The following is a 16,708-nucleotide window of genomic DNA, read 5'->3' on the forward strand; positions in this document are numbered from 1 at the left end:
ACACAATTTCCCCCTGGAAGAGGGGATATAAAAAAGCTCGGGCTAAGCCCGAGCTTTTCATTATTTCTTTTCGTCTTTTTTATCGTCAGCTTTTTGCTCTTTGAAAAGATCTTTTAAATCTTTATCGTCAACTTTTACGTCAGCTTTTTTGATTTCTTTCATCATAAGATCGTTCATGAATTGAGCATCTTGCGTTTTTTCTTGAGCTAGTGATTTTTTAATATCAGCTTTTGCTTTATCGAAAGTAGCATCTGCGTGATTATCAGTTACTTTAATAATATGGTAACCAAATTGTGTTTTTACAGGTTCGCTTACTTCATCTTTTTTCAACTTTTGAGCTGCTTCTTCAAATTCTTTTACCATTTTCCCTGGTCCGAAGAATCCTAAGTCGCCACCTTTTTCTTTTGAACCTGTATCTTCAGAGTATTGTTTTGCTAATTCTTCGAAAGATTTACCTTGAGCAAGTTCATCTTTCACTTTTTTAGCAGTTTCCTCATCTTTTACAAGGATATGACTTGCTTTAATTTCTTTTTTATAATCCTCGAATTTTGCTTTTACATCTTTATCAGTAATCGATTGTTCAACCGCTTTTTCTTGAGCTAATTGAGCACGTACACTATTTTTTATAGTTTCTTCTTTAATACCTTGTTGTTTCATTAGGGTATCGAATTGATCACCGTATTGTTTTTTCATTTCATCGAACTTTTTGTCTACATCTTTGTCTTCAACTTTGTAGTTTTTAATAAGTACTTTTTCCATAACCATGTTGTTTAGTACTTGTTTACCAGCTTGTGTCTTCATTTGATCGTAGAATTCTTCTTTTGTAATGTCACCAGCTTTAGATGTAACGATTTTGTCTGATGATGATGTTCCACATGCTGATAATGCGATTACACTTGTTGCGGCTAAGGCAAGCATAGCTTTCTTCATTCGATAAACACTCCTACTATTATGTATTTTTAATTTATCCTACACCGATGAATTTTAAATTCATAAGAGCCCGATTAAGTCTCACTGATACTTTTGCTTTTTTGTATTGGTAAAGCGCGCTTAACAGGGCTTACCGTGGCTGAGGATAAAGTTTTGATGAATGTTTTGTTCTATAGTATAAGCAATATGTACAAAATTTAATATATCATATTTCGACGCGTTTTCATATTGATAAAGAAAAATTAACCAGTACGTGTCAGATTTTGAAAGTGTGCCATATTGGGCGTATGCCGCATATACAGAATAGAGGAGGGGATGGGGATGAATTCTCAACTTATTTTATTACTTGTACTGTTTATTTTATTGGTTATTGTAGGTATAATTTGCTTATAGAGGAAAAAAGTGAGGAAGGGGCTTTCCTTCCTCACTTTCCATGAAATATAATTTCTATATAACTAGAAATTAATAAAATTGTTATACATACATTAATAACCCGAAAGACACCGGGCTGGCGGCTCGCAGCTATTTGTTTTCGTTCACACAGTGTATGTGTCATGAAATTCGTGTAAAATATAACAAGAAGTGCGAATGCGACAAAAACAACTGTTATAAGTGTCATGAGGCGAGACCTCCTTTTGGCTAAAATACATATACATATATTGTATCACACGATATTTTGTTCGTGTTACAAAATTCAGAAATAGAAGACTTTGTGTTAGAAAGTGAGGGAGAAAATGGACGTTGTTAGAAGATTAGAACAAGCTGAATACTACGTAGATCTACTATTTAAAATGATTGATGAAGAGAAGTGTCCATTTTATTCTTTGATCATAAAGAAAAAAGCTCGTAAAAAAGATATTGAACGTATACTAAATCTTTGTGAAAAACTGAACGAGCAATATGTAGTGGAGAAAGCTGAAGGGCTTCTTTTGTTCGATGCGCTGTTAAATCAATTTGAAAAAGCGCTTCCACATCAGCTCGAAGTACACGAAACTGCGGAAGCGCTAGCAAAACAAGGTTTATTTAAGCCGCTTATGAATGAATTCTTAAGCATGATTGCGAAAAAATAAATAGATTATTTCTTAACTAACTTTTGATCGGATTCTGTAAAGTTCTCTTCAATATCTTCTAATGATTTCTCAAAAATATCGATAAAGTCTTGTCCGTAAATATTACGCAGGATTGCAATCAGTTCGATATTTTCTGGGAACTTCCCATAAAAATTACGAAGTGCAAGAGCCCCATTAAACACTGAATTATTTTCAGGATCATACTCCTCCATTAAGCGAAGTAGTAATTCTTCCCCTTTGTCTGTAATTTCAATGTACGTATTTCGTTTATCATCTTCCTTTTTTGAGAATACAAGATAGCCGCGTTCTTCCAGCTTTTTCGAGAAGTTAAACGCCGTTGATACGTGCATAACTCCAAACTTAGCAATCTCAGAAATAGAAGCCCCTTTTAAATGATAAGCGATTGTTAAAATATGATGTTCATTAATATTTAAATCGTAAGGTTTAATCCACTGCTGCCAATCTTTCTCTACACATTTCCATAACGCTTTCGATAATTGAGCAATGCGTTGGCTGAAAATCATCGCTTCTTTTACCGAGTAATCTTTTTCTCCACTTTTCATTTACTCACCCACTTTAACATTCTTTTTCATTACTATCTATTATGCCAGTAAAATAAAAATTAATAAAGTCTTTTTGTAAGAATTGTGAAAATTTTTTAACAAAATGACATTCTATACAAATCATGCATAACTATGGAAGCGTTTTATGAGTCGTGAATACATGCGTTGTCCTTACATGTTAATTGATAACATATATTGTAAATGCATAAAAACACGGCATATCTATACGATATGCCGTGTCAAGGTCAATTTATATAAAAAATATTTGTTATATGCAAAAAACTAAGCAGGAATTTGTTTACGCTTTTTCTGGAACAGCTTCTTGTAGTTTCTCAATTGACTTTTGGATGTCCAAAATTTCTTTCTCAATATGGCGCTTGTTTTGAGAAATATCTTGTTTCCAGTTAGAAAGCGTGTCTTGCATGTCATCTTTTAGTTCTTGAAACACTTCTTTACCTTCTGAAGCCGTTTCAACAATTTGACGCTTTAATAATTTCGTATCAGCTGTAATATCAGCTAAAGTCTTTTTAATATCATTTCCTTTTTCTTTTAACTTGCCGCGCATGTCTTTACCAGAAGAAGGAGTTGAGAAAAGAACGGCTAGTCCAGCAACTGCTCCCCCGCAAATAACACCTGTAATAAAGGATTTAGCTTTTGACATAAAAGGAGACCTCCTTATTTTTTGTTCGTATTCATGATGTGAAAAAATATGCATATCTTTCTTATATGTGCTATGCACAAACAATCATCCCTGAGCATTTTAAGTGAAGAAACAAGCCATGCGGAATTTGATGACTTCAGGGAAGTGGCTTGTTATGTATTACGCCTTCTTATAGTGTCATTATTTCACACTATTTGCAATTGTACTTGCGATGTTTTGTAAATTTTCCATAGTGTATTCATTTTGGTGTGATTTCCAAACAGCACCGAAACCATCTTTTTCACCGTAGCGTGGAATTAAATGAAGGTGGAAGTGGAACACAGTTTGTCCAGCTTTTTCACCGTTATTGTTAAGTAGGTTAAAGCCAACTGGATTAAACTCTGCTTTAATCGCATTTGCGATTTTTGGAACGACAGAAAAAATGTGTGATGCGATTTCTGGCGTTAACGCAAAAATGTCTTGTTTGTGAACTTTCGGAATAACAAGAGTATGTCCTTTTGTTACTTGACTAATATCTAAAAATGCAAGCACATGTTCATCTTCGTATACTTTTGAGCAAGGGATTTGCCCGTCAATGATTTTACAAAAAATACAATTGTCTGCTGTATGATTCATTGATCTCATCCTTTCAAATATCCTTAGCCGTATTTTACCATAATTACATAAGAGAACAAACACGAAAAACAGGAAGCTGACTCAGCTTCCTGTTTTCTGAAGAGGGATTGAAAAAGCATTATCGTAATTTACGTTTCGCAGACACCTCATTTATTTAAGAAATGCACGGTAAATCGGCTAAAGTTTCTGCCGTAGACACCCCATTTTCAAGTGAAATGAATTGCAATCTTTTTTAAAATGAAATTGTTTATTTTTTAAAACAGTATATGCTCTTTCAGAGACACCCCGTTTCGAAAATGAAACAAATAATCTGGTTATGTGTAAATTTCATTGTCCAACATGGACACCCCATTTCATGATGACTTCACTATGTTGTTGTACTCATCAATTGGTGGTTGCTTTTTCAATGTGTTCCTTCTTCACTAATTATGATGTCCGCTTTCGGGAAAATATATGCTAATAAATTTAAAATTTTTTTTTGAGTACATGGATACTATGTAGTACAGCATAATTTTTGGTAAGATGAATATAGAATGAATACTAATGAAGAAAGTGGTGTCGTATGAGCGAGTTATTGCGTGTAGAAAATGTTACAGGAGGATATACGAAACGACCTGTATTAAAAGATGTTTCGTTCTCTGTTAATAAAGGCGAACTTGTCGGCTTAATCGGTTTAAATGGAGCTGGTAAAAGTACGACGATTAAACATATTATCGGTTTAATGGAACCGAAAAAAGGAACTGTCACAATTAATGGGAAAACAATTCGTGATGATATGACAGCGTACCGTTCTAGTTTTTCGTTCATCCCAGAAACACCTGTATTATATGATGAGCTAACGCTAGAAGAACATTTGAAGCTAACAGCGATGGCGTACGGTGTCGATGAAAAACAATATGAAGAACGTGTAGGACAACTATTACATGAATTTCGCATGAAAAATCGTTTAAAATGGTTTCCATCTCATTTCTCAAAAGGGATGAAACAAAAAGTAATGATTATGAGCGCGTTTTTAGTTGAGCCATCTCTTTACATAGTAGACGAACCTTTCGTTGGATTAGATCCGTTAGCAATTCAATCACTTCTTCAAATGATGGATCAAATGAAAAAGAGTGGCGCCGGCATTTTAATGAGCACACATATTTTAGCGACGGCAGAGCGTTATTGTGATTCGTTCATTATTCTGCATCAAGGTGAAGTAAGAGCGAAGGGAACATTAGCTGAACTACAATCACAGTTTAATATGCCGGGTGCAACGTTAGATGATATTTATATTGCATTAACGAAGGAAGAAGACTATGAATAGCACAGCATTATGGAAAGAACGATTTCGTCACTTTCTAAAAGAAGTTCGTACATATAGTAAATACGTATTTAATGATCATTTGAAATTTATTTTTGTATTTATCATCGGCGCAGGAGCGTATTATTACCAGCAATGGTTACAAACGTTAACACCTTCGTTTCCGACAGCGCTTGTTATGGCAGTGTTGCTTGGAATCGTATTAACGGCCGGATCGATACAAACGTTATTAAAAGAAGCAGATCTTGTTTACTTACTGCCAGTAGAAGAAAAATTAAAACCTTATTTCACAAAGGCATTTCTCTTTACATTTATGATTCAGTTATACATAATCGCAATCGTAGCAGCTGCGCTTGCTCCGTTATACTTCCAACAAATGAAGCAAACAGGTGCTGGCTACATATGGATTGTCCTCGCATTTGTCATTGTAAAAGCGTGGAATTTATTCGTCGCGTGGGAAAAGTCATTTTTAACAGATCAAAATATACAAAGGGCTGATTGGTTTATTCGTTTTATCTTAAACGGTTTATTTGTATATTTCCTTGTAGAACGTACTTCAGTTCTTGTTATTAGCGGAATCGTTCTGCTCATGGTGTTATATCTTGCTATCATGCATCAAATGGTAAAAGGAAAGCCGCTAAACTGGGAGTATTTAATTTCTGAAGAAGGTAAGAAAATGATGCTGCTGTACCGAATTGCGAATATGTTCGTTGATGTACCAGCATTAAAAGAAAGAGTATCACGTAGAAAATGGCTTGATTTCATTCTTTCGATAATCGGCGAAAAGCGTACATATTTATACTTATATACGAGAACGTTTTTAAGATCAGGTAACTATTTTGGATTATATGTGCGTTTGCTCGCTCTTGGAGGAGTTATTCTTTACTTCATTCCATTTTTATATGGGCGATTTATCGTAAGTTTTATCTTCCTATACTTAATCGGCTATCAGCTATTAACTTTATGGAAACATCACCGCATGAAAATTTGGCTTGATTTGTATCCAGTAAAGGTAGATGAAAAGAAGAAAGATTTTCTTACTTTATTAAATGCGATTCTAATCATCGGGAGCGTAATCTTTACAGTTATATTTGCACTAGCAACGAAAGATTTCATGATGACAGGAATTTTACTTATCGTAAGCATATTATTTAGTATCGGTTTTGTTTACCAATACGGGGCGAAGCGCATTGAGCGTTTAAATTGAAAGGAATGAACCTATGATTACATACGAAGAGAAAGTTATAAAAGAATTGGAGCAGTGGAAAGCTACATTCATGAAAGATTCTTCTATGATGACACGGTTCTCCAAAAAAGTGCAGACGAAAGTGCAACAGCTCATTCCGGGGAAAGTACAAAAAGTGCTAACAGAGACGATCCGGATGATGGTGCAAACGATCAGCGCCGGGTCAAACTTTATAAAGCCGAAGCTAAAAGAGACGACATGGTCACTGCAAAGACGTGACGACGAAGTTCGTAAAAAAATGGATGAGTACAAAAAAATAGCAGCGGCAGAAGGGGCTGGGACGGGAGCGGGTGGTATTCTCCTTGGCCTTGCTGACTTTCCGCTTTTACTCGGCATTAAAATTAAATTTTTATTCGATGCAGCAACATTGTACGGATTTGATACGAGCGACAAAGAAGAGCGCCTTTTTATCCTTCACGTTTTCCAGCTTGCCTTTTCAAGTGACGACCACCGAAAAGAAATATGGAAAGCAATCGAAACATGGGATACAGAAGAAGAAAATCATATGGACTGGGAAAAGTTCCAAACAGAGTACCGAGACTATATCGATTTAGCAAAAATGCTTCAGCTCGTACCCATAATCGGTGCCCCAGTCGGCGCGTATGCGAACTATCAATTACTGCAAAGACTTGGGGAAGTAACGATGAATTGTTATCGTATGCGGTTGCTGAATAGGGATTAAAAAGAAAGCATCCTAAATTTGTGATTTAGGATGCTTTTTTGTTTTAATGATTAATACTTCAAAAGAAGAAGGTATAATTCAGATTGTCTTTTCAGTGTTTTAGGCTGAAATTAGTAGTAGAGATAGAACCGATATTATAATCATCCTTATAATCAATTGAAGTAGTAAATTTCTTATTTGTATCATCTTTGATATGACCAGTTATAAAAATAGTTTCGATATCATTAGAAGGAAATCTATGATTCGTAATAGCCACTTCTAAATTCTCTTTTTCTTTAAAATATTGAATTGTAGTTTCTGTTGCTTTATTAACTATTTGTTGTTCCTTATTCTTTTGATCTATCGTACATCCACCTAAAAGGGTAAGTGTAAAGATAAAGAATAATCGTATAGCATATTTTTTCACGAATAATCACTCCATGAATTTTGCGTTATATTCCTCTTAACTAAATTGTATATCCACAGAATATGGTGTGGCTGGGTATAAAAAAACGGGACTCTAAAGTAAAAAGGTTATTAGTTTTTAAGCTCTAAATTTTTGGTGGTTGAAATAGCGCCGATATGATAATTATTTGCGTATCCAACTGAAGCAGTAAATTCTTTCGTTTTATCATTAGTCACATAGCCTGATATAGAGATAGTTTGAAAGTCTTTTGGTCCAAATTCATGATCAGTAATTGATACATCTAAGCCCTCTGTCTTTTTGAAATATTGAATGGTTTCTTCTTTTGCTTTATTAATGATTTCTTCCTCGGTATTATTTTCATTATTACAGCCTCCTAAGGTAGTAATAATGAAAACTAAATAAAAAAACAATCTTTTATGCAACATAATTCTCCTCCAATCATTGGTTCCTAAGTTAGGGATATATCAAATGTTGTAGAAGAGAAACTTTAAAATGTTTTAATAGGTTCAAATCAATCTAGGTTTTTAAGAATTATTTGAGGGGCTCCTTTTGAAAATAAAAATAGACACCTTATTGTTAGGTGCCCAAAAGTTTGATACATTGCTTCTAAATTTTTAACGTTAGAAGTTGAGCTTATTGAATATTGATATCATCCTTTATATACATATGAAATAATTGGAATTAATATAAAGGGCCAACAAAAATATACTTTATTTTCATATTAATTTCAGTCATCATAACTAATACTTTCAACCTTATTTTTATAATTTATATCTGCAGTTATTTTACGGTTTGGATTATTTGTTACATGACCTAATACAAAAATCACCCAAAAATCTGAGGGGACGAATTCCACTCTTGTCACTGTGACACCTAGCTTTTTATCTTCTTTAAAATGTTGGATTGCGATCTTTTTTGCTTTTTCTTTTAATGCTATTTCATCATTTTTTTATCCATATTGTATTATTTTTTTAGAGAAAAATTCGTTGAAACAGAACCAACATTATAATTATTATTGTAATCTATTGTAGCAGTGAATTCCTTGCTTTCATCATCTTTGATATGACCAGTTATGAAGACTGATTCTAGATCATTAGAAGGGAACCTGTAATCAGTAATAGTTACATCTAAATTTTGTTTCTCTTTAAAGTAATTAATTGTTTTTTCTGTTGCTTTATCTACTATTTGTTTTTCTTTATTATTTTCCTGCATATTACATCCCCCAATTATTGTACTTACAAAGATAAAAAAGACAAAAAAGGTAAATTTTAGGGTTTTAATTCTCATGTTTACCCTCCGTTAATGTTGTTCTATAATTTAGAATATACTAAATATCCCGAGGAGGGAATACTTTGGATAGCAAAAATACACAAGAAGTGTTAGATTTAAGCTTTTATCGAATGGCTAAAGATGCGTATAAATCAGATAAAGAGTTAAGAAATGAAATTACAGTGAATAATGCGAATGATGATACTTTACAAACATGGAAGGTCCGTGAAACATTCCACGACAAACAAACCGGAATGGATGCAGTAGCCTTTGAACGAGATGTCGATGGGAAGAAGCAAGTTATGGTAGCTTTCCGAGGAACAGAAGGGGATAAAATTATAGAGAAAAACTCTTTAGGCATTCCGATGAAGCCAGGGGAAGGTATGAAGGATTTAAAAACAGATACTAATCATTTTGTATTACGAGAAGGTGTTCATGAACCAGCAGCACCTCCTGTAGCAGGGACTGAGAATGAAGGTTCAAAGAAATATTGGAATGAAGAGAATCAGCGCTGGGAAACACATAATCAATTCGAACAAGCTGAAAGGGTCATGAAACAAGTAACGGATACATACAAGGACAGGGATGATGTAGAGATATATACGACGGGTCATTCGTTAGGGGGAGCTTTAGCGGAGTATGCAGCGGCATCTAATGATAATGTAAGATGTATGTCATGGAATGCGCCGAGTGCAAAACATTTGTTACCGCCTAATTTACAAGAAAAAGCAAATAATGGTGAGTTTAATAATAGAATTGTAAGTGTTGTTCACGGAAATGATTCAATTGGTTATGGACCATTTGGTGCATATGAAAGTCATATAGGATCGACTTATGCGGTAACCCCACCAATTTCGAAAGAAGAAATGTCAAAGCTATCATTACAGCAAAAGCTTGGGATGGATGTTGCTCGATTTTTGAATTCAATAAGTGGCCCTGGTTATCATTATCAAACAGATCAGAACTTCCGATTTGGAGAGAATGGGTCTTTATCAAATAAATACTTGTTAAATGTAGACACGAATGAAAGAGTTTATGATTCACCGGGCGCGTTATTAGGCGGGGGAGAGATTCGTGTAGTTGTAGAGAATTTGGAAAAGGCCGTAAGAGATATGAAGCGAAACGCGCAAGAATTTCAAGATAGAGTACCGAGGTTAATTTCTAATATGATGACATTATTAGAAACGGCTGAAAGTAGACGGGTAGAAGCTAAAGTAAATAATATACGTGCACATGTAGAGCATTTAAGTTTTTGGTACATACGAACAGCAACGGAAATTTCAGATTTTATTGAGAAGAAAGCCGAGGATTATAAGAAGACGGATCAACAATATTAAGGGAGAAGATTAAGATGCCGAGAATTTACTTAAATGAAGAAGCATTGAGCCAAGCTTTACAACAATTTGACCATATGATTCAAGATTTAAACCATAATAAAAGAGTGGTAAGTACTGTACATGATTTACTCTTATCAAGCTGGTCTCAACTTGGAGTAGGGAAAAAAGCCATTAGCGATTTAGAATCTTTTAAAAAAGATATTGAAAGAAGAATGGAAGAATTAGAGTCTGATAAAAGAGAGTTAAAGGGTGCGATTGATTTATTAAAAGCGCTAGATCAAAGTTATGATTACATGGGGCCTAAATATTAGATTACAAGAAGCACTCACAACGGTGCTTTTTGTGATTTAACTGGATTAAAGAATATTGTAGTAATTATTAAGGAATATGATCCAGATTCATAATATAGATTGAAAAAGTAATATATAGTTTTGAATCAAACTTGCAAATGATTATTTTTTATTTTACAATTTACTTACCGACCGGTAAGTAAAAATAAGTGAGGTACAGTATGACGAAGAATTTACAAACATCGCAGAACATTGTAGAGGCATCATTTAAACTTATGGCAGAACACGGCATTGAGAAGATGAGTCTTTCCATGATTGCGAAAGAGGTAGGTATTTCAAAACCGGCTATTTACTATCATTTTTCTTCTAAAGAAGCGTTAGTTGATTTTTTATTTGAAGAAATTTTTTCTGGGTATCATTTTGTGAATTATTTTGATAAAGAGCATTATACGAAAGAAAACTTTGCAGAAAAGTTAATTTCAGATGGTTTACATATGCTCTCTGAATATGAAGGGCAAGAAGGAATATTACGTGTTATAAATGAATTTATCGTAACTGCATCGCGAAATGAAAAGTATCAGAAACGCTTATTTGAAATACAAGAAGATTTCTTAAATGGTTTCTACGATTTATTGAAGAAGGGTGTGGAACTTGACGTTGTGTCACAACAGGCAACGGAAGAAAATGCTCATACGTTAGCGCTCGTAATCGATAATATGAGTAATTACATGCTCATGGGATTCCAGTTAAAGTATAAAGAAATTTGGATTCGAAATGTGAAAAACGTCATGAAGGAGGAGTAAAGATGAAAATGCAAAAAAACTGGTGGCTCGGTTTTCTTGGATTTATTGGGATTTATAAAATACCAGGTATGATTGAAGCTTTTCAAGCGGATGGAAGTTGGCTAAAGTTAATCGGTTTCATTTGGTTACTTTGGTTCGGATATTTTATTCCGGAGAAGAAAGAAGATTAAATTTTAATTTTCTGTAAAGTTATGTAAAATATAGATTAAGAGTATTCATATATTAGATTACTAGATTTGGAGTGGTTACATGGATCCATTGAAAAATGAAATTCACCCTGACATGGTCAAGGTGTGGAAAGTTCGTGCTGTAATTGAAGAAGGGATCGGTATACTCGTTATTTTAGCTTACCTTTTCCTCATGATAAAGTTTGATTGGTGGGCGTGGATTTTGTATGTGATGATTGGGCTAACAGTTGTGTTCGCACCATTTGCGTACTTCTTATTCCCGAAACTACGTCAACGTTATTACAGCTACCAACTAAATGAAGAAGAGCTTGAAATTCAGCATGGTCTTTTTGTCGTAAAGCGCGTATTAGTACCGATGATTCGTGTGCAGCACGTAACGATTGAACAAGGACCAATTATGAGAAAATATGGCTTAGCAGAATTACACATTTCAACGGCTGCAACTTCTCACAGCATCCCAGGCTTAACGATGTATGAAGCAGAAATGTTGAAAACGAAAATCGCAGAATTAGCGAAAGTGAGTGATGAGGATGTATAAGAGGCAGCATCCAATCACGATGTTATTAGAATTAAAAATAACAGATTTTATACCACTCATTATTTTCATGTTTAGCTTAAACGGAAAATTCCCGTTTTGGTATTTAATTCCCGCAGCATTTGGTTTACTCACCGTTTTTTCAGCATTTGAAAAATGGTATTACACAACATATTGGGTTGAAAATAACGTATTACATGTGAAAAAAGGTCTCTTCGTGAAAAAGGAGAGCTACTTAAATAAAGAACGTGTTCAAACGATTAATACAAGTTCTAACGTACTATATCAAATGCTCGGTTTGAAAAAAATTCAGATTGAAACAGCTGGTGGGGGCGATGAAGCAGAAGTTAGCTTAGCTGGTATTACGGCAGAAGAAGCGGCGGAGCTTATTGCTTTGCTAAATGAGCCAACTCCAGAAGTGAAAGCAGAAGGAACGTTAGACGAAGCAACAGAAAATGTAGTAGAAAAAGAAATTGTTACAGAGGAAAAACAAACGACAGAATATAAATTAACTTGGAAAGAGATTTTATTAGCATCTGTTACATCTGGTCAATTTGGACTATTATTCTCTTTAATCTTTTTCGTTTATCACCAAGTAGATGAGTACATTCCGAAATGGATAGAGAATGGCGTAAAGTCGTATGTAATGGAACATGATATATATGGCTGGATTTTCATGGTAGCCATGTTACTCGTTCTTTCTTGGATTATATCTACAATCGGTTACGCGTTAAAACATGGCGATTTCACAGTGAATCGAAGAAATGACGAAGTCCGCATTTCGCAAGGATTGCTTGAGAAAAAAGAGCTCGTACTAAAATTGCATCGTATTCAAGGTATTACGATAAAAGAAAGTATTTTACGCCAACCATTCGGTTATTGTGCTGTGCAAGTAGAAGTCATTCAAAGTAAAGGAATGAGTGACGAAAAAGAAAAGGTTACACTGCACCCAATCATTCGAAAAGATCGAGTACAACAGTTACTCGCCCATTTACAATTACCATACGAACTGAATGCAAACATTATTGCATTACCAAAAGCAGCATTACGCCGCTATCTCATTGATAGTTTCATTTTCTTCGCAATGCTAGCAATCCCGTTTATTGGAATAAGTATATACTCTGAAAAGCACTTCATCATGTGGGCATTAATTCCGCTCGCGATTCTCATCTTTACACTTGGATACGCAACATTTAAAACAAATGGTTACAGTGTTAACGGAGAACAAATTACACTTGTCTATCGTAGCGTCGGAAAATATACAGGACTTATTAGAAGAAGACATGTCCAATCAATGGAGAAGACACAATCATATTTCCAGCGCCGTGCGGATTTATGTACGTATAAGTTTTCGAGTGCATCATCTAGTTATAAAATAGAGCATACGAGAGTAGAAGATGCGGAGAGAATGCAGAATTGGTATAAGAAGAAAATAAATGAGATGTAACTTGAGAAAGCTTGCCTATTATGAAAGGCAGGCTTTTTTGTTATAGGGAAATTAGTACAACTACAGCACACATGTATCAATACGTATGAAAAAAGGTAATATGCTTCTGTTTTAGGAAAATATGTGGAATTTTTAATATAAATGGTATACTAAAATACAAATAGTATTAGGAGGTTATATATGATAAGTCAGTTGAAAAGAGAAGCACTTGATGCATTAAAAGGAAGATGGGGATTAGCGGTAGGGGCAACCTTATTAATTGGAATCCTTATTGGAGCTGTTGAAATGCTAACAACAGGTATTTTCTCGATATTTTGGGGTTGGGAAGAGGCAAGTGATTCACTTACAGTAAGTATTATAGTAATGCTTGTTATTGGTCCATTAACAATAGGTGCCTATTATCTTGTTTTAAATGCAATTCGTGGGACTGATGCTCGCATTGGTCATATATTTAGATGGTTTAGCGATGGAAGTAAGTTGATGAAGTCGTTTTTAACATATTTACTAATGTATGTATACTTGACTCTATGGACATTACTTCTTATTATTCCAGGTATTATTAAATCATTTTCTTATTCTATGACATATTTTATTTTGAATGATCATCCAGAATATACAGCGAATCAAGCGATTACTGAGAGTCGTCATATGATGAATGGACATAAAATGGATTACTTTTTACTATGCTTAAGTTTCTTAGGCTGGTTCATATTAAGTATTCTTACTATAGGAATCGGTTTCTTATGGTTAGCACCGTATTTCTACGCGACATCAGCCGCATTTTATGAAGAGATTTCAAAAGAATATTATAAAAAAGAAGGCACTACTTTCTAATAAAACATATAAACTATCTACCCTAAAGAATGTAGGGAGCAGATAGCAGATGGTTTAGGTGTTTTGATATTTGTCCTATTTTCGGGATTCACTTCAGGATAAGGTATAGATTTTTATATAGAAATGCTTCCCTCTATGTTTTATCATAGAGGGTTATTTTTTTATGTAAAAATGATAGGAAATAATGAATAATATATGTAAAGAAAAAAGCGAGGTGAATGAGAGTGAGCAAATTTTTAATACCGTATTCATTTTCTATATTAAGTTTCTTTATTTCAGCAACAGCACTTGATTTATATGATAGGATGGGAAACGATAGTGAGCTGGTTTCGCCGAACATAATTGGAAAGATAATTCAATCTACTGCGCAAATGGGAGTCCTTACATTGTATTTCGGAGTACCTATTATTTTAGGTGGCTGTCTACTTGGTGAGCTATTGTTTAGAGGTATCATTTTACGATTTAAACTAAGCTATATTATATCTTTATTATTATATCTATTTTTAGCTTTTAGTATTGTTTTCATAACGGTAGGCATCCCAACTACATATGAAGATTCTAATACATTTTTCATGGGGATAACTATGATTTGTGCTGTTACATTCTTTATGGGCCGGAATATATGGGAGAAAAAAGAAATGAATAATGGAGTAACAGAATGAAATATACATGTCCGTGCTGCGGGTATAGAACAATAGAAGAAGAACCACCAGGTACATATGAAATTTGTAATATATGTTACTGGGAAGATGATGAGGTACAGTTTAACGATCCTGACTTTGAAGGCGGTGCAAATGAAGTCTCGTTAAGACAAGCACAGAAAAACTTCATTGCATTTGGTGCTTGCGAGGAATGTTTTGTGAAATCAGTTAGAAAGCCGACTAGCGAAGATGTGAAGGATACTAGTTGGAAGCAAATTAGTTAAATAGATTTAAATAAAAATGTTATTACTCGATGTAACAAGAGTAATAACATTTTTTTATGTAATGATGAAAGAATTAACGGCGTCTTATAAGGTAAAATAATAAAGATGATAACGTAATAGGTAGGCCTGTTTCCAAAAAGGCTTCTAAATTAAAGGATAGAAAATATCGGTCGTTAAACAACATAAAGAAGAAATGATTGTAGGAAATACCTAACACTATAAATAAAGGAATACCGATTTTTAATTCGTGACTTCCTTTTATTTTTCTATAACAAAATTCGCCTATTAAACAACCGATAAGAACAGGAATACTTCCAAGAATTGAAAGCATAATAATAGATACCCAAATCGGCCCCCATGAATCCGCATAATTTGGAACGCTTGTATACTGTAAAACATTCACAATGATAGAAAAAAACAATAAGCATATTAAATAACTAATAGAAAATTTTTTCAATGGAATCATCCTTATAAAATTTCACTTTATTTTTATGAAAATATAAACCTCTTTAAATTATAGATTAGATGTATAAGGATAATCAATTTTTATACATTTCGTGTTTATGGATATATTTTCGATGAATATAAAAGTATAGATGTATAGTCAATGTTATGTATTTGATGTTATCATATTGAATGATATGGAAATTTTTAATGGAATAAGTAACTAAAAATTCAAAGGTAATGCAGCTTTTGTTGTATAAAGAAAATACTTAGTAGTAATCAACAATATTAAAAATAAGATTCGTATTTATATAAATTTAGTAGAAATGGGGTTTTAAAAAGGAATGAGTATCAGCATAACGCGGCAAAAGATTTTGGCGGCCGCTTCTCAAATTGTGCAATGTAAAGGGGTTGCTAAATTAACCTTAGAAGCAGTGGCAAAAGAGGCGGGTGTAAGTAAAGGGGGATTATTGTATCACTTTGCAAATAAAGAAGCTTTAATAGAAGGTATGATAGTCAGAGGGATAGAGGATAATGAGGGCGCTATTTACAATAAAGTAGCGGAAGACTCAGAGAGGAAAGGGAGATGGGTTCGCTCTTTTGTAGAGGAAAGATTAAGTAATGAGAGAAGAACAGAAGAGTTGTCTAGTAGTATGATGGCAGCATTCATGTTAAAACCTGAATTACTTGAGCCATTACAACAATCATTTCAGCAACTGCAAAAGAATATAGAAAACGATGAGATAGATTCAGTTTGTGCAACAATTATTAGATTAGCAGCAGATGGATTATGGTATTCGGAATATTTAGGGGTTGGCAGACTAAGCCCCGAGTTAAGAGAAAAAGTGATTCAAGCTCTTATTAGTAATTCATATAAATAGAATATACGAACTATATAATGCGAAAACAATTCACCATTACTTATTTAATGTAGTGGTGAATTGTTTTTTTTATTAGAAAAATAGAACAATTTTATAGAGTATTGAATTATAACCGTCCAGACGGTATAGTAATATTTGGTTTAAGAGGAAAATGAAACAAAAAAAGAATAAAAGATATTTTTAGCACACTATTCGAAAGGATAGGCCGCAAAGCTTAGAGTCTACGGTAATACATATTGGTTACTAAGATCGTCTGGTTGCACATTTTTGATGCAACCG

General features: G+C 33.9%; 23 protein-coding genes and 1 riboswitch. Of the genes, 14 read left to right on the forward strand and 9 right to left on the reverse strand.

Annotation, left to right across the window (positions count from 1 at the left end):
- Window positions 1-60: 60 nt before the first annotated feature.
- Complete coding sequence (gene prsA / locus DN400_RS10985) at window positions 61-930, reverse strand: peptidylprolyl isomerase PrsA (RefSeq protein ID WP_065228422.1); 870 nt, start codon at window positions 928-930, stop codon at window positions 61-63.
- A 424-nt stretch (window positions 931-1,354) separates the two neighbouring features.
- Entirely contained in the window at window positions 1,355-1,549 is a 195-nt protein-coding gene (locus DN400_RS10995; RefSeq protein WP_000172690.1) for a hypothetical protein, read from the reverse strand.
- A gap of 115 nt (window positions 1,550-1,664) precedes the next feature.
- Between DN400_RS10995 and DN400_RS11000 the strand changes: the two genes are divergently transcribed.
- Window positions 1,665-2,000, forward strand: a complete 336-nt coding sequence (locus DN400_RS11000; protein ID WP_000383657.1) for a DUF1878 family protein — start codon at window positions 1,665-1,667, stop codon at window positions 1,998-2,000.
- 5 nt (window positions 2,001-2,005) lie between these two features.
- Here the strand turns inward: DN400_RS11000 and DN400_RS11005 are convergent, their stop codons facing one another.
- The 3 genes from DN400_RS11005 to DN400_RS11015 form a co-directional block, all read right to left on the reverse strand.
- The gene (locus DN400_RS11005) at window positions 2,006-2,563 is read right to left on the reverse strand and encodes an HTH-type transcriptional regulator Hpr (RefSeq protein ID WP_000834924.1); all 558 of its coding nucleotides are present in this window, start codon (window positions 2,561-2,563) and stop codon (window positions 2,006-2,008) included.
- Between the two features lie 298 nt (window positions 2,564-2,861).
- The gene (locus DN400_RS11010) at window positions 2,862-3,224 is read right to left on the reverse strand and encodes a YtxH domain-containing protein (protein ID WP_000030302.1); all 363 of its coding nucleotides are present in this window, start codon (window positions 3,222-3,224) and stop codon (window positions 2,862-2,864) included.
- A 180-nt stretch (window positions 3,225-3,404) separates the two neighbouring features.
- On the reverse strand, window positions 3,405-3,839 hold the full coding sequence (locus DN400_RS11015) for an HIT family protein (RefSeq protein WP_001016835.1): 435 nt from the start codon (window positions 3,837-3,839) through the stop codon (window positions 3,405-3,407).
- 562 nt (window positions 3,840-4,401) lie between these two features.
- Here DN400_RS11015 and ecsA point away from each other — a divergent pair.
- The 3 genes from ecsA to ecsC are packed head-to-tail and all read left to right on the forward strand — an operon-like array spanning window position 4,402 to window position 7,070.
- A complete protein-coding gene (gene ecsA, locus DN400_RS11020) occupies window positions 4,402-5,145 on the forward strand; it encodes an ABC transporter ATP-binding protein EcsA (RefSeq protein WP_001292597.1) in 744 nt (247 codons plus the stop codon).
- Complete coding sequence (gene ecsB / locus DN400_RS11025; RefSeq protein WP_065228423.1) at window positions 5,138-6,349, forward strand: ABC transporter permease EcsB; 1,212 nt, start codon at window positions 5,138-5,140, stop codon at window positions 6,347-6,349. The genes ecsA and ecsB overlap by 8 nt, the downstream gene beginning before the upstream one ends.
- Window positions 6,350-6,362: 13 nt before the next feature.
- Window positions 6,363-7,070, forward strand: coding sequence for an ecs operon protein EcsC (gene ecsC, locus DN400_RS11030; protein ID WP_065228424.1), 708 nt, complete (start codon window positions 6,363-6,365; stop codon window positions 7,068-7,070).
- A gap of 91 nt (window positions 7,071-7,161) precedes the next feature.
- Here ecsC and DN400_RS11035 read toward each other — a convergent pair whose 3' ends face one another.
- The 3 genes from DN400_RS11035 to DN400_RS11045 all read right to left on the reverse strand — a co-directional run bounded on the left by DN400_RS11035 (window position 7,162) and on the right by DN400_RS11045 (window position 8,763).
- Complete coding sequence (locus tag DN400_RS11035; protein ID WP_065228425.1) at window positions 7,162-7,476, reverse strand: DUF1433 domain-containing protein; 315 nt, start codon at window positions 7,474-7,476, stop codon at window positions 7,162-7,164.
- Between the two features lie 110 nt (window positions 7,477-7,586).
- On the reverse strand, window positions 7,587-7,901 hold the full coding sequence (locus DN400_RS11040; RefSeq protein WP_061660181.1) for a DUF1433 domain-containing protein: 315 nt from the start codon (window positions 7,899-7,901) through the stop codon (window positions 7,587-7,589).
- A 538-nt stretch (window positions 7,902-8,439) separates the two neighbouring features.
- Complete coding sequence (locus DN400_RS11045; RefSeq protein ID WP_065228426.1) at window positions 8,440-8,763, reverse strand: DUF1433 domain-containing protein; 324 nt, start codon at window positions 8,761-8,763, stop codon at window positions 8,440-8,442.
- Between the two features lie 113 nt (window positions 8,764-8,876).
- Here DN400_RS11045 and DN400_RS11050 point away from each other — a divergent pair, with 113 nt between their 5' ends.
- The 9 genes from DN400_RS11050 (at window position 8,877) to DN400_RS11085 (ending at window position 15,104) form a co-directional block, all read left to right on the forward strand.
- Complete coding sequence (locus DN400_RS11050; RefSeq protein WP_417901949.1) at window positions 8,877-10,082, forward strand: lipase family protein; 1,206 nt, start codon at window positions 8,877-8,879, stop codon at window positions 10,080-10,082.
- A gap of 14 nt (window positions 10,083-10,096) precedes the next feature.
- Window positions 10,097-10,393, forward strand: coding sequence for a hypothetical protein (locus DN400_RS11055; RefSeq protein ID WP_002030222.1), 297 nt, complete (start codon window positions 10,097-10,099; stop codon window positions 10,391-10,393).
- A 200-nt stretch (window positions 10,394-10,593) separates the two neighbouring features.
- On the forward strand, window positions 10,594-11,175 hold the full coding sequence (locus tag DN400_RS11060) for a TetR/AcrR family transcriptional regulator (RefSeq protein WP_000164846.1): 582 nt from the start codon (window positions 10,594-10,596) through the stop codon (window positions 11,173-11,175).
- A gap of 2 nt (window positions 11,176-11,177) precedes the next feature.
- Window positions 11,178-11,345 carry a hypothetical protein gene (locus tag DN400_RS29415; protein ID WP_000783806.1) on the forward strand — a complete coding sequence of 56 codons (168 nt, stop codon included), beginning with the start codon at window positions 11,178-11,180 and terminating at the stop codon, window positions 11,343-11,345.
- A gap of 79 nt (window positions 11,346-11,424) precedes the next feature.
- On the forward strand, window positions 11,425-11,901 hold the full coding sequence (locus DN400_RS11065; RefSeq protein WP_000371357.1) for a PH domain-containing protein: 477 nt from the start codon (window positions 11,425-11,427) through the stop codon (window positions 11,899-11,901).
- Entirely contained in the window at window positions 11,894-13,345 is a 1,452-nt protein-coding gene (locus DN400_RS11070) for a PH domain-containing protein (RefSeq protein ID WP_065228428.1), read from the forward strand. Before DN400_RS11065 ends, DN400_RS11070 begins: the two co-directional genes overlap by 8 nt.
- Window positions 13,346-13,525: 180 nt before the next feature.
- Window positions 13,526-14,179: a DUF975 family protein gene (locus DN400_RS11075; RefSeq protein WP_000625399.1), complete on the forward strand. Its 654-nt coding sequence runs from the start codon at window positions 13,526-13,528 to the stop codon at window positions 14,177-14,179.
- 224 nt (window positions 14,180-14,403) lie between these two features.
- Window positions 14,404-14,841, forward strand: coding sequence for a hypothetical protein (locus DN400_RS11080; RefSeq protein ID WP_065228429.1), 438 nt, complete (start codon window positions 14,404-14,406; stop codon window positions 14,839-14,841).
- A complete protein-coding gene (locus tag DN400_RS11085) occupies window positions 14,838-15,104 on the forward strand; it encodes a CPCC family cysteine-rich protein (protein ID WP_000877837.1) in 267 nt (88 codons plus the stop codon). Before DN400_RS11080 ends, DN400_RS11085 begins: the two co-directional genes overlap by 4 nt.
- Before the next feature lie 73 nt (window positions 15,105-15,177).
- Here DN400_RS11085 and DN400_RS11090 read toward each other — a convergent pair whose 3' ends face one another.
- Window positions 15,178-15,561 (reverse strand): hypothetical protein, encoded by a 384-nt coding sequence (locus DN400_RS11090; RefSeq protein ID WP_000714567.1) that lies wholly within the window; start codon window positions 15,559-15,561, stop codon window positions 15,178-15,180.
- A gap of 331 nt (window positions 15,562-15,892) precedes the next feature.
- Here DN400_RS11090 and DN400_RS11095 point away from each other — a divergent pair, with 331 nt between their 5' ends.
- Window positions 15,893-16,429, forward strand: coding sequence for a TetR/AcrR family transcriptional regulator (locus DN400_RS11095; RefSeq protein ID WP_000028013.1), 537 nt, complete (start codon window positions 15,893-15,895; stop codon window positions 16,427-16,429).
- 172 nt (window positions 16,430-16,601) lie between these two features.
- Window positions 16,602-16,694: riboswitch (cyclic di-GMP riboswitch) on the forward strand.
- Window positions 16,695-16,708: the final 14 nt, after the last annotated feature.

Source organism: Bacillus sp. AR8-1, assembly GCF_008042345.1.
Taxonomy (GTDB): domain Bacteria; phylum Bacillota; class Bacilli; order Bacillales; family Bacillaceae_G; genus Bacillus_A; species Bacillus_A cereus.

Excerpts from the sequence above, each read along its gene's own strand:
- prsA (WP_065228422.1), bottom strand. The coding sequence starts at position 930 with ATGAAGAAAGCTATGCTTGCCTTAGCCGCAACAAGTGTAATCGCATTA.
- DN400_RS10995 (WP_000172690.1), bottom strand. The coding sequence starts at position 1,549 with ATGACACTTATAACAGTTGTTTTTGTCGCATTCGCACTTCTTGTTATA.
- DN400_RS11000 (WP_000383657.1), top strand. The coding sequence starts at position 1,665 with ATGGACGTTGTTAGAAGATTAGAACAAGCTGAATACTACGTAGATCTA.
- DN400_RS11005 (WP_000834924.1), bottom strand. The coding sequence starts at position 2,563 with ATGAAAAGTGGAGAAAAAGATTACTCGGTAAAAGAAGCGATGATTTTC.
- DN400_RS11010 (WP_000030302.1), bottom strand. The coding sequence starts at position 3,224 with ATGTCAAAAGCTAAATCCTTTATTACAGGTGTTATTTGCGGGGGAGCA.
- DN400_RS11015 (WP_001016835.1), bottom strand. The coding sequence starts at position 3,839 with ATGAATCATACAGCAGACAATTGTATTTTTTGTAAAATCATTGACGGG.
- ecsA (WP_001292597.1), top strand. The coding sequence starts at position 4,402 with ATGAGCGAGTTATTGCGTGTAGAAAATGTTACAGGAGGATATACGAAA.
- ecsB (WP_065228423.1), top strand. The coding sequence starts at position 5,138 with ATGAATAGCACAGCATTATGGAAAGAACGATTTCGTCACTTTCTAAAA.
- ecsC (WP_065228424.1), top strand. The coding sequence starts at position 6,363 with ATGATTACATACGAAGAGAAAGTTATAAAAGAATTGGAGCAGTGGAAA.
- DN400_RS11040 (WP_061660181.1), bottom strand. The coding sequence starts at position 7,901 with ATGTTGCATAAAAGATTGTTTTTTTATTTAGTTTTCATTATTACTACC.
- DN400_RS11045 (WP_065228426.1), bottom strand. The coding sequence starts at position 8,763 with ATGAGAATTAAAACCCTAAAATTTACCTTTTTTGTCTTTTTTATCTTT.
- DN400_RS11050 (WP_417901949.1), top strand. The coding sequence starts at position 8,877 with ATGGCTAAAGATGCGTATAAATCAGATAAAGAGTTAAGAAATGAAATT.
- DN400_RS11055 (WP_002030222.1), top strand. The coding sequence starts at position 10,097 with ATGCCGAGAATTTACTTAAATGAAGAAGCATTGAGCCAAGCTTTACAA.
- DN400_RS11060 (WP_000164846.1), top strand. The coding sequence starts at position 10,594 with ATGACGAAGAATTTACAAACATCGCAGAACATTGTAGAGGCATCATTT.
- DN400_RS29415 (WP_000783806.1), top strand. The coding sequence starts at position 11,178 with ATGAAAATGCAAAAAAACTGGTGGCTCGGTTTTCTTGGATTTATTGGG.
- DN400_RS11065 (WP_000371357.1), top strand. The coding sequence starts at position 11,425 with ATGGATCCATTGAAAAATGAAATTCACCCTGACATGGTCAAGGTGTGG.
- DN400_RS11070 (WP_065228428.1), top strand. The coding sequence starts at position 11,894 with ATGTATAAGAGGCAGCATCCAATCACGATGTTATTAGAATTAAAAATA.
- DN400_RS11075 (WP_000625399.1), top strand. The coding sequence starts at position 13,526 with ATGATAAGTCAGTTGAAAAGAGAAGCACTTGATGCATTAAAAGGAAGA.
- DN400_RS11085 (WP_000877837.1), top strand. The coding sequence starts at position 14,838 with ATGAAATATACATGTCCGTGCTGCGGGTATAGAACAATAGAAGAAGAA.
- DN400_RS11095 (WP_000028013.1), top strand. The coding sequence starts at position 15,893 with ATGAGTATCAGCATAACGCGGCAAAAGATTTTGGCGGCCGCTTCTCAA.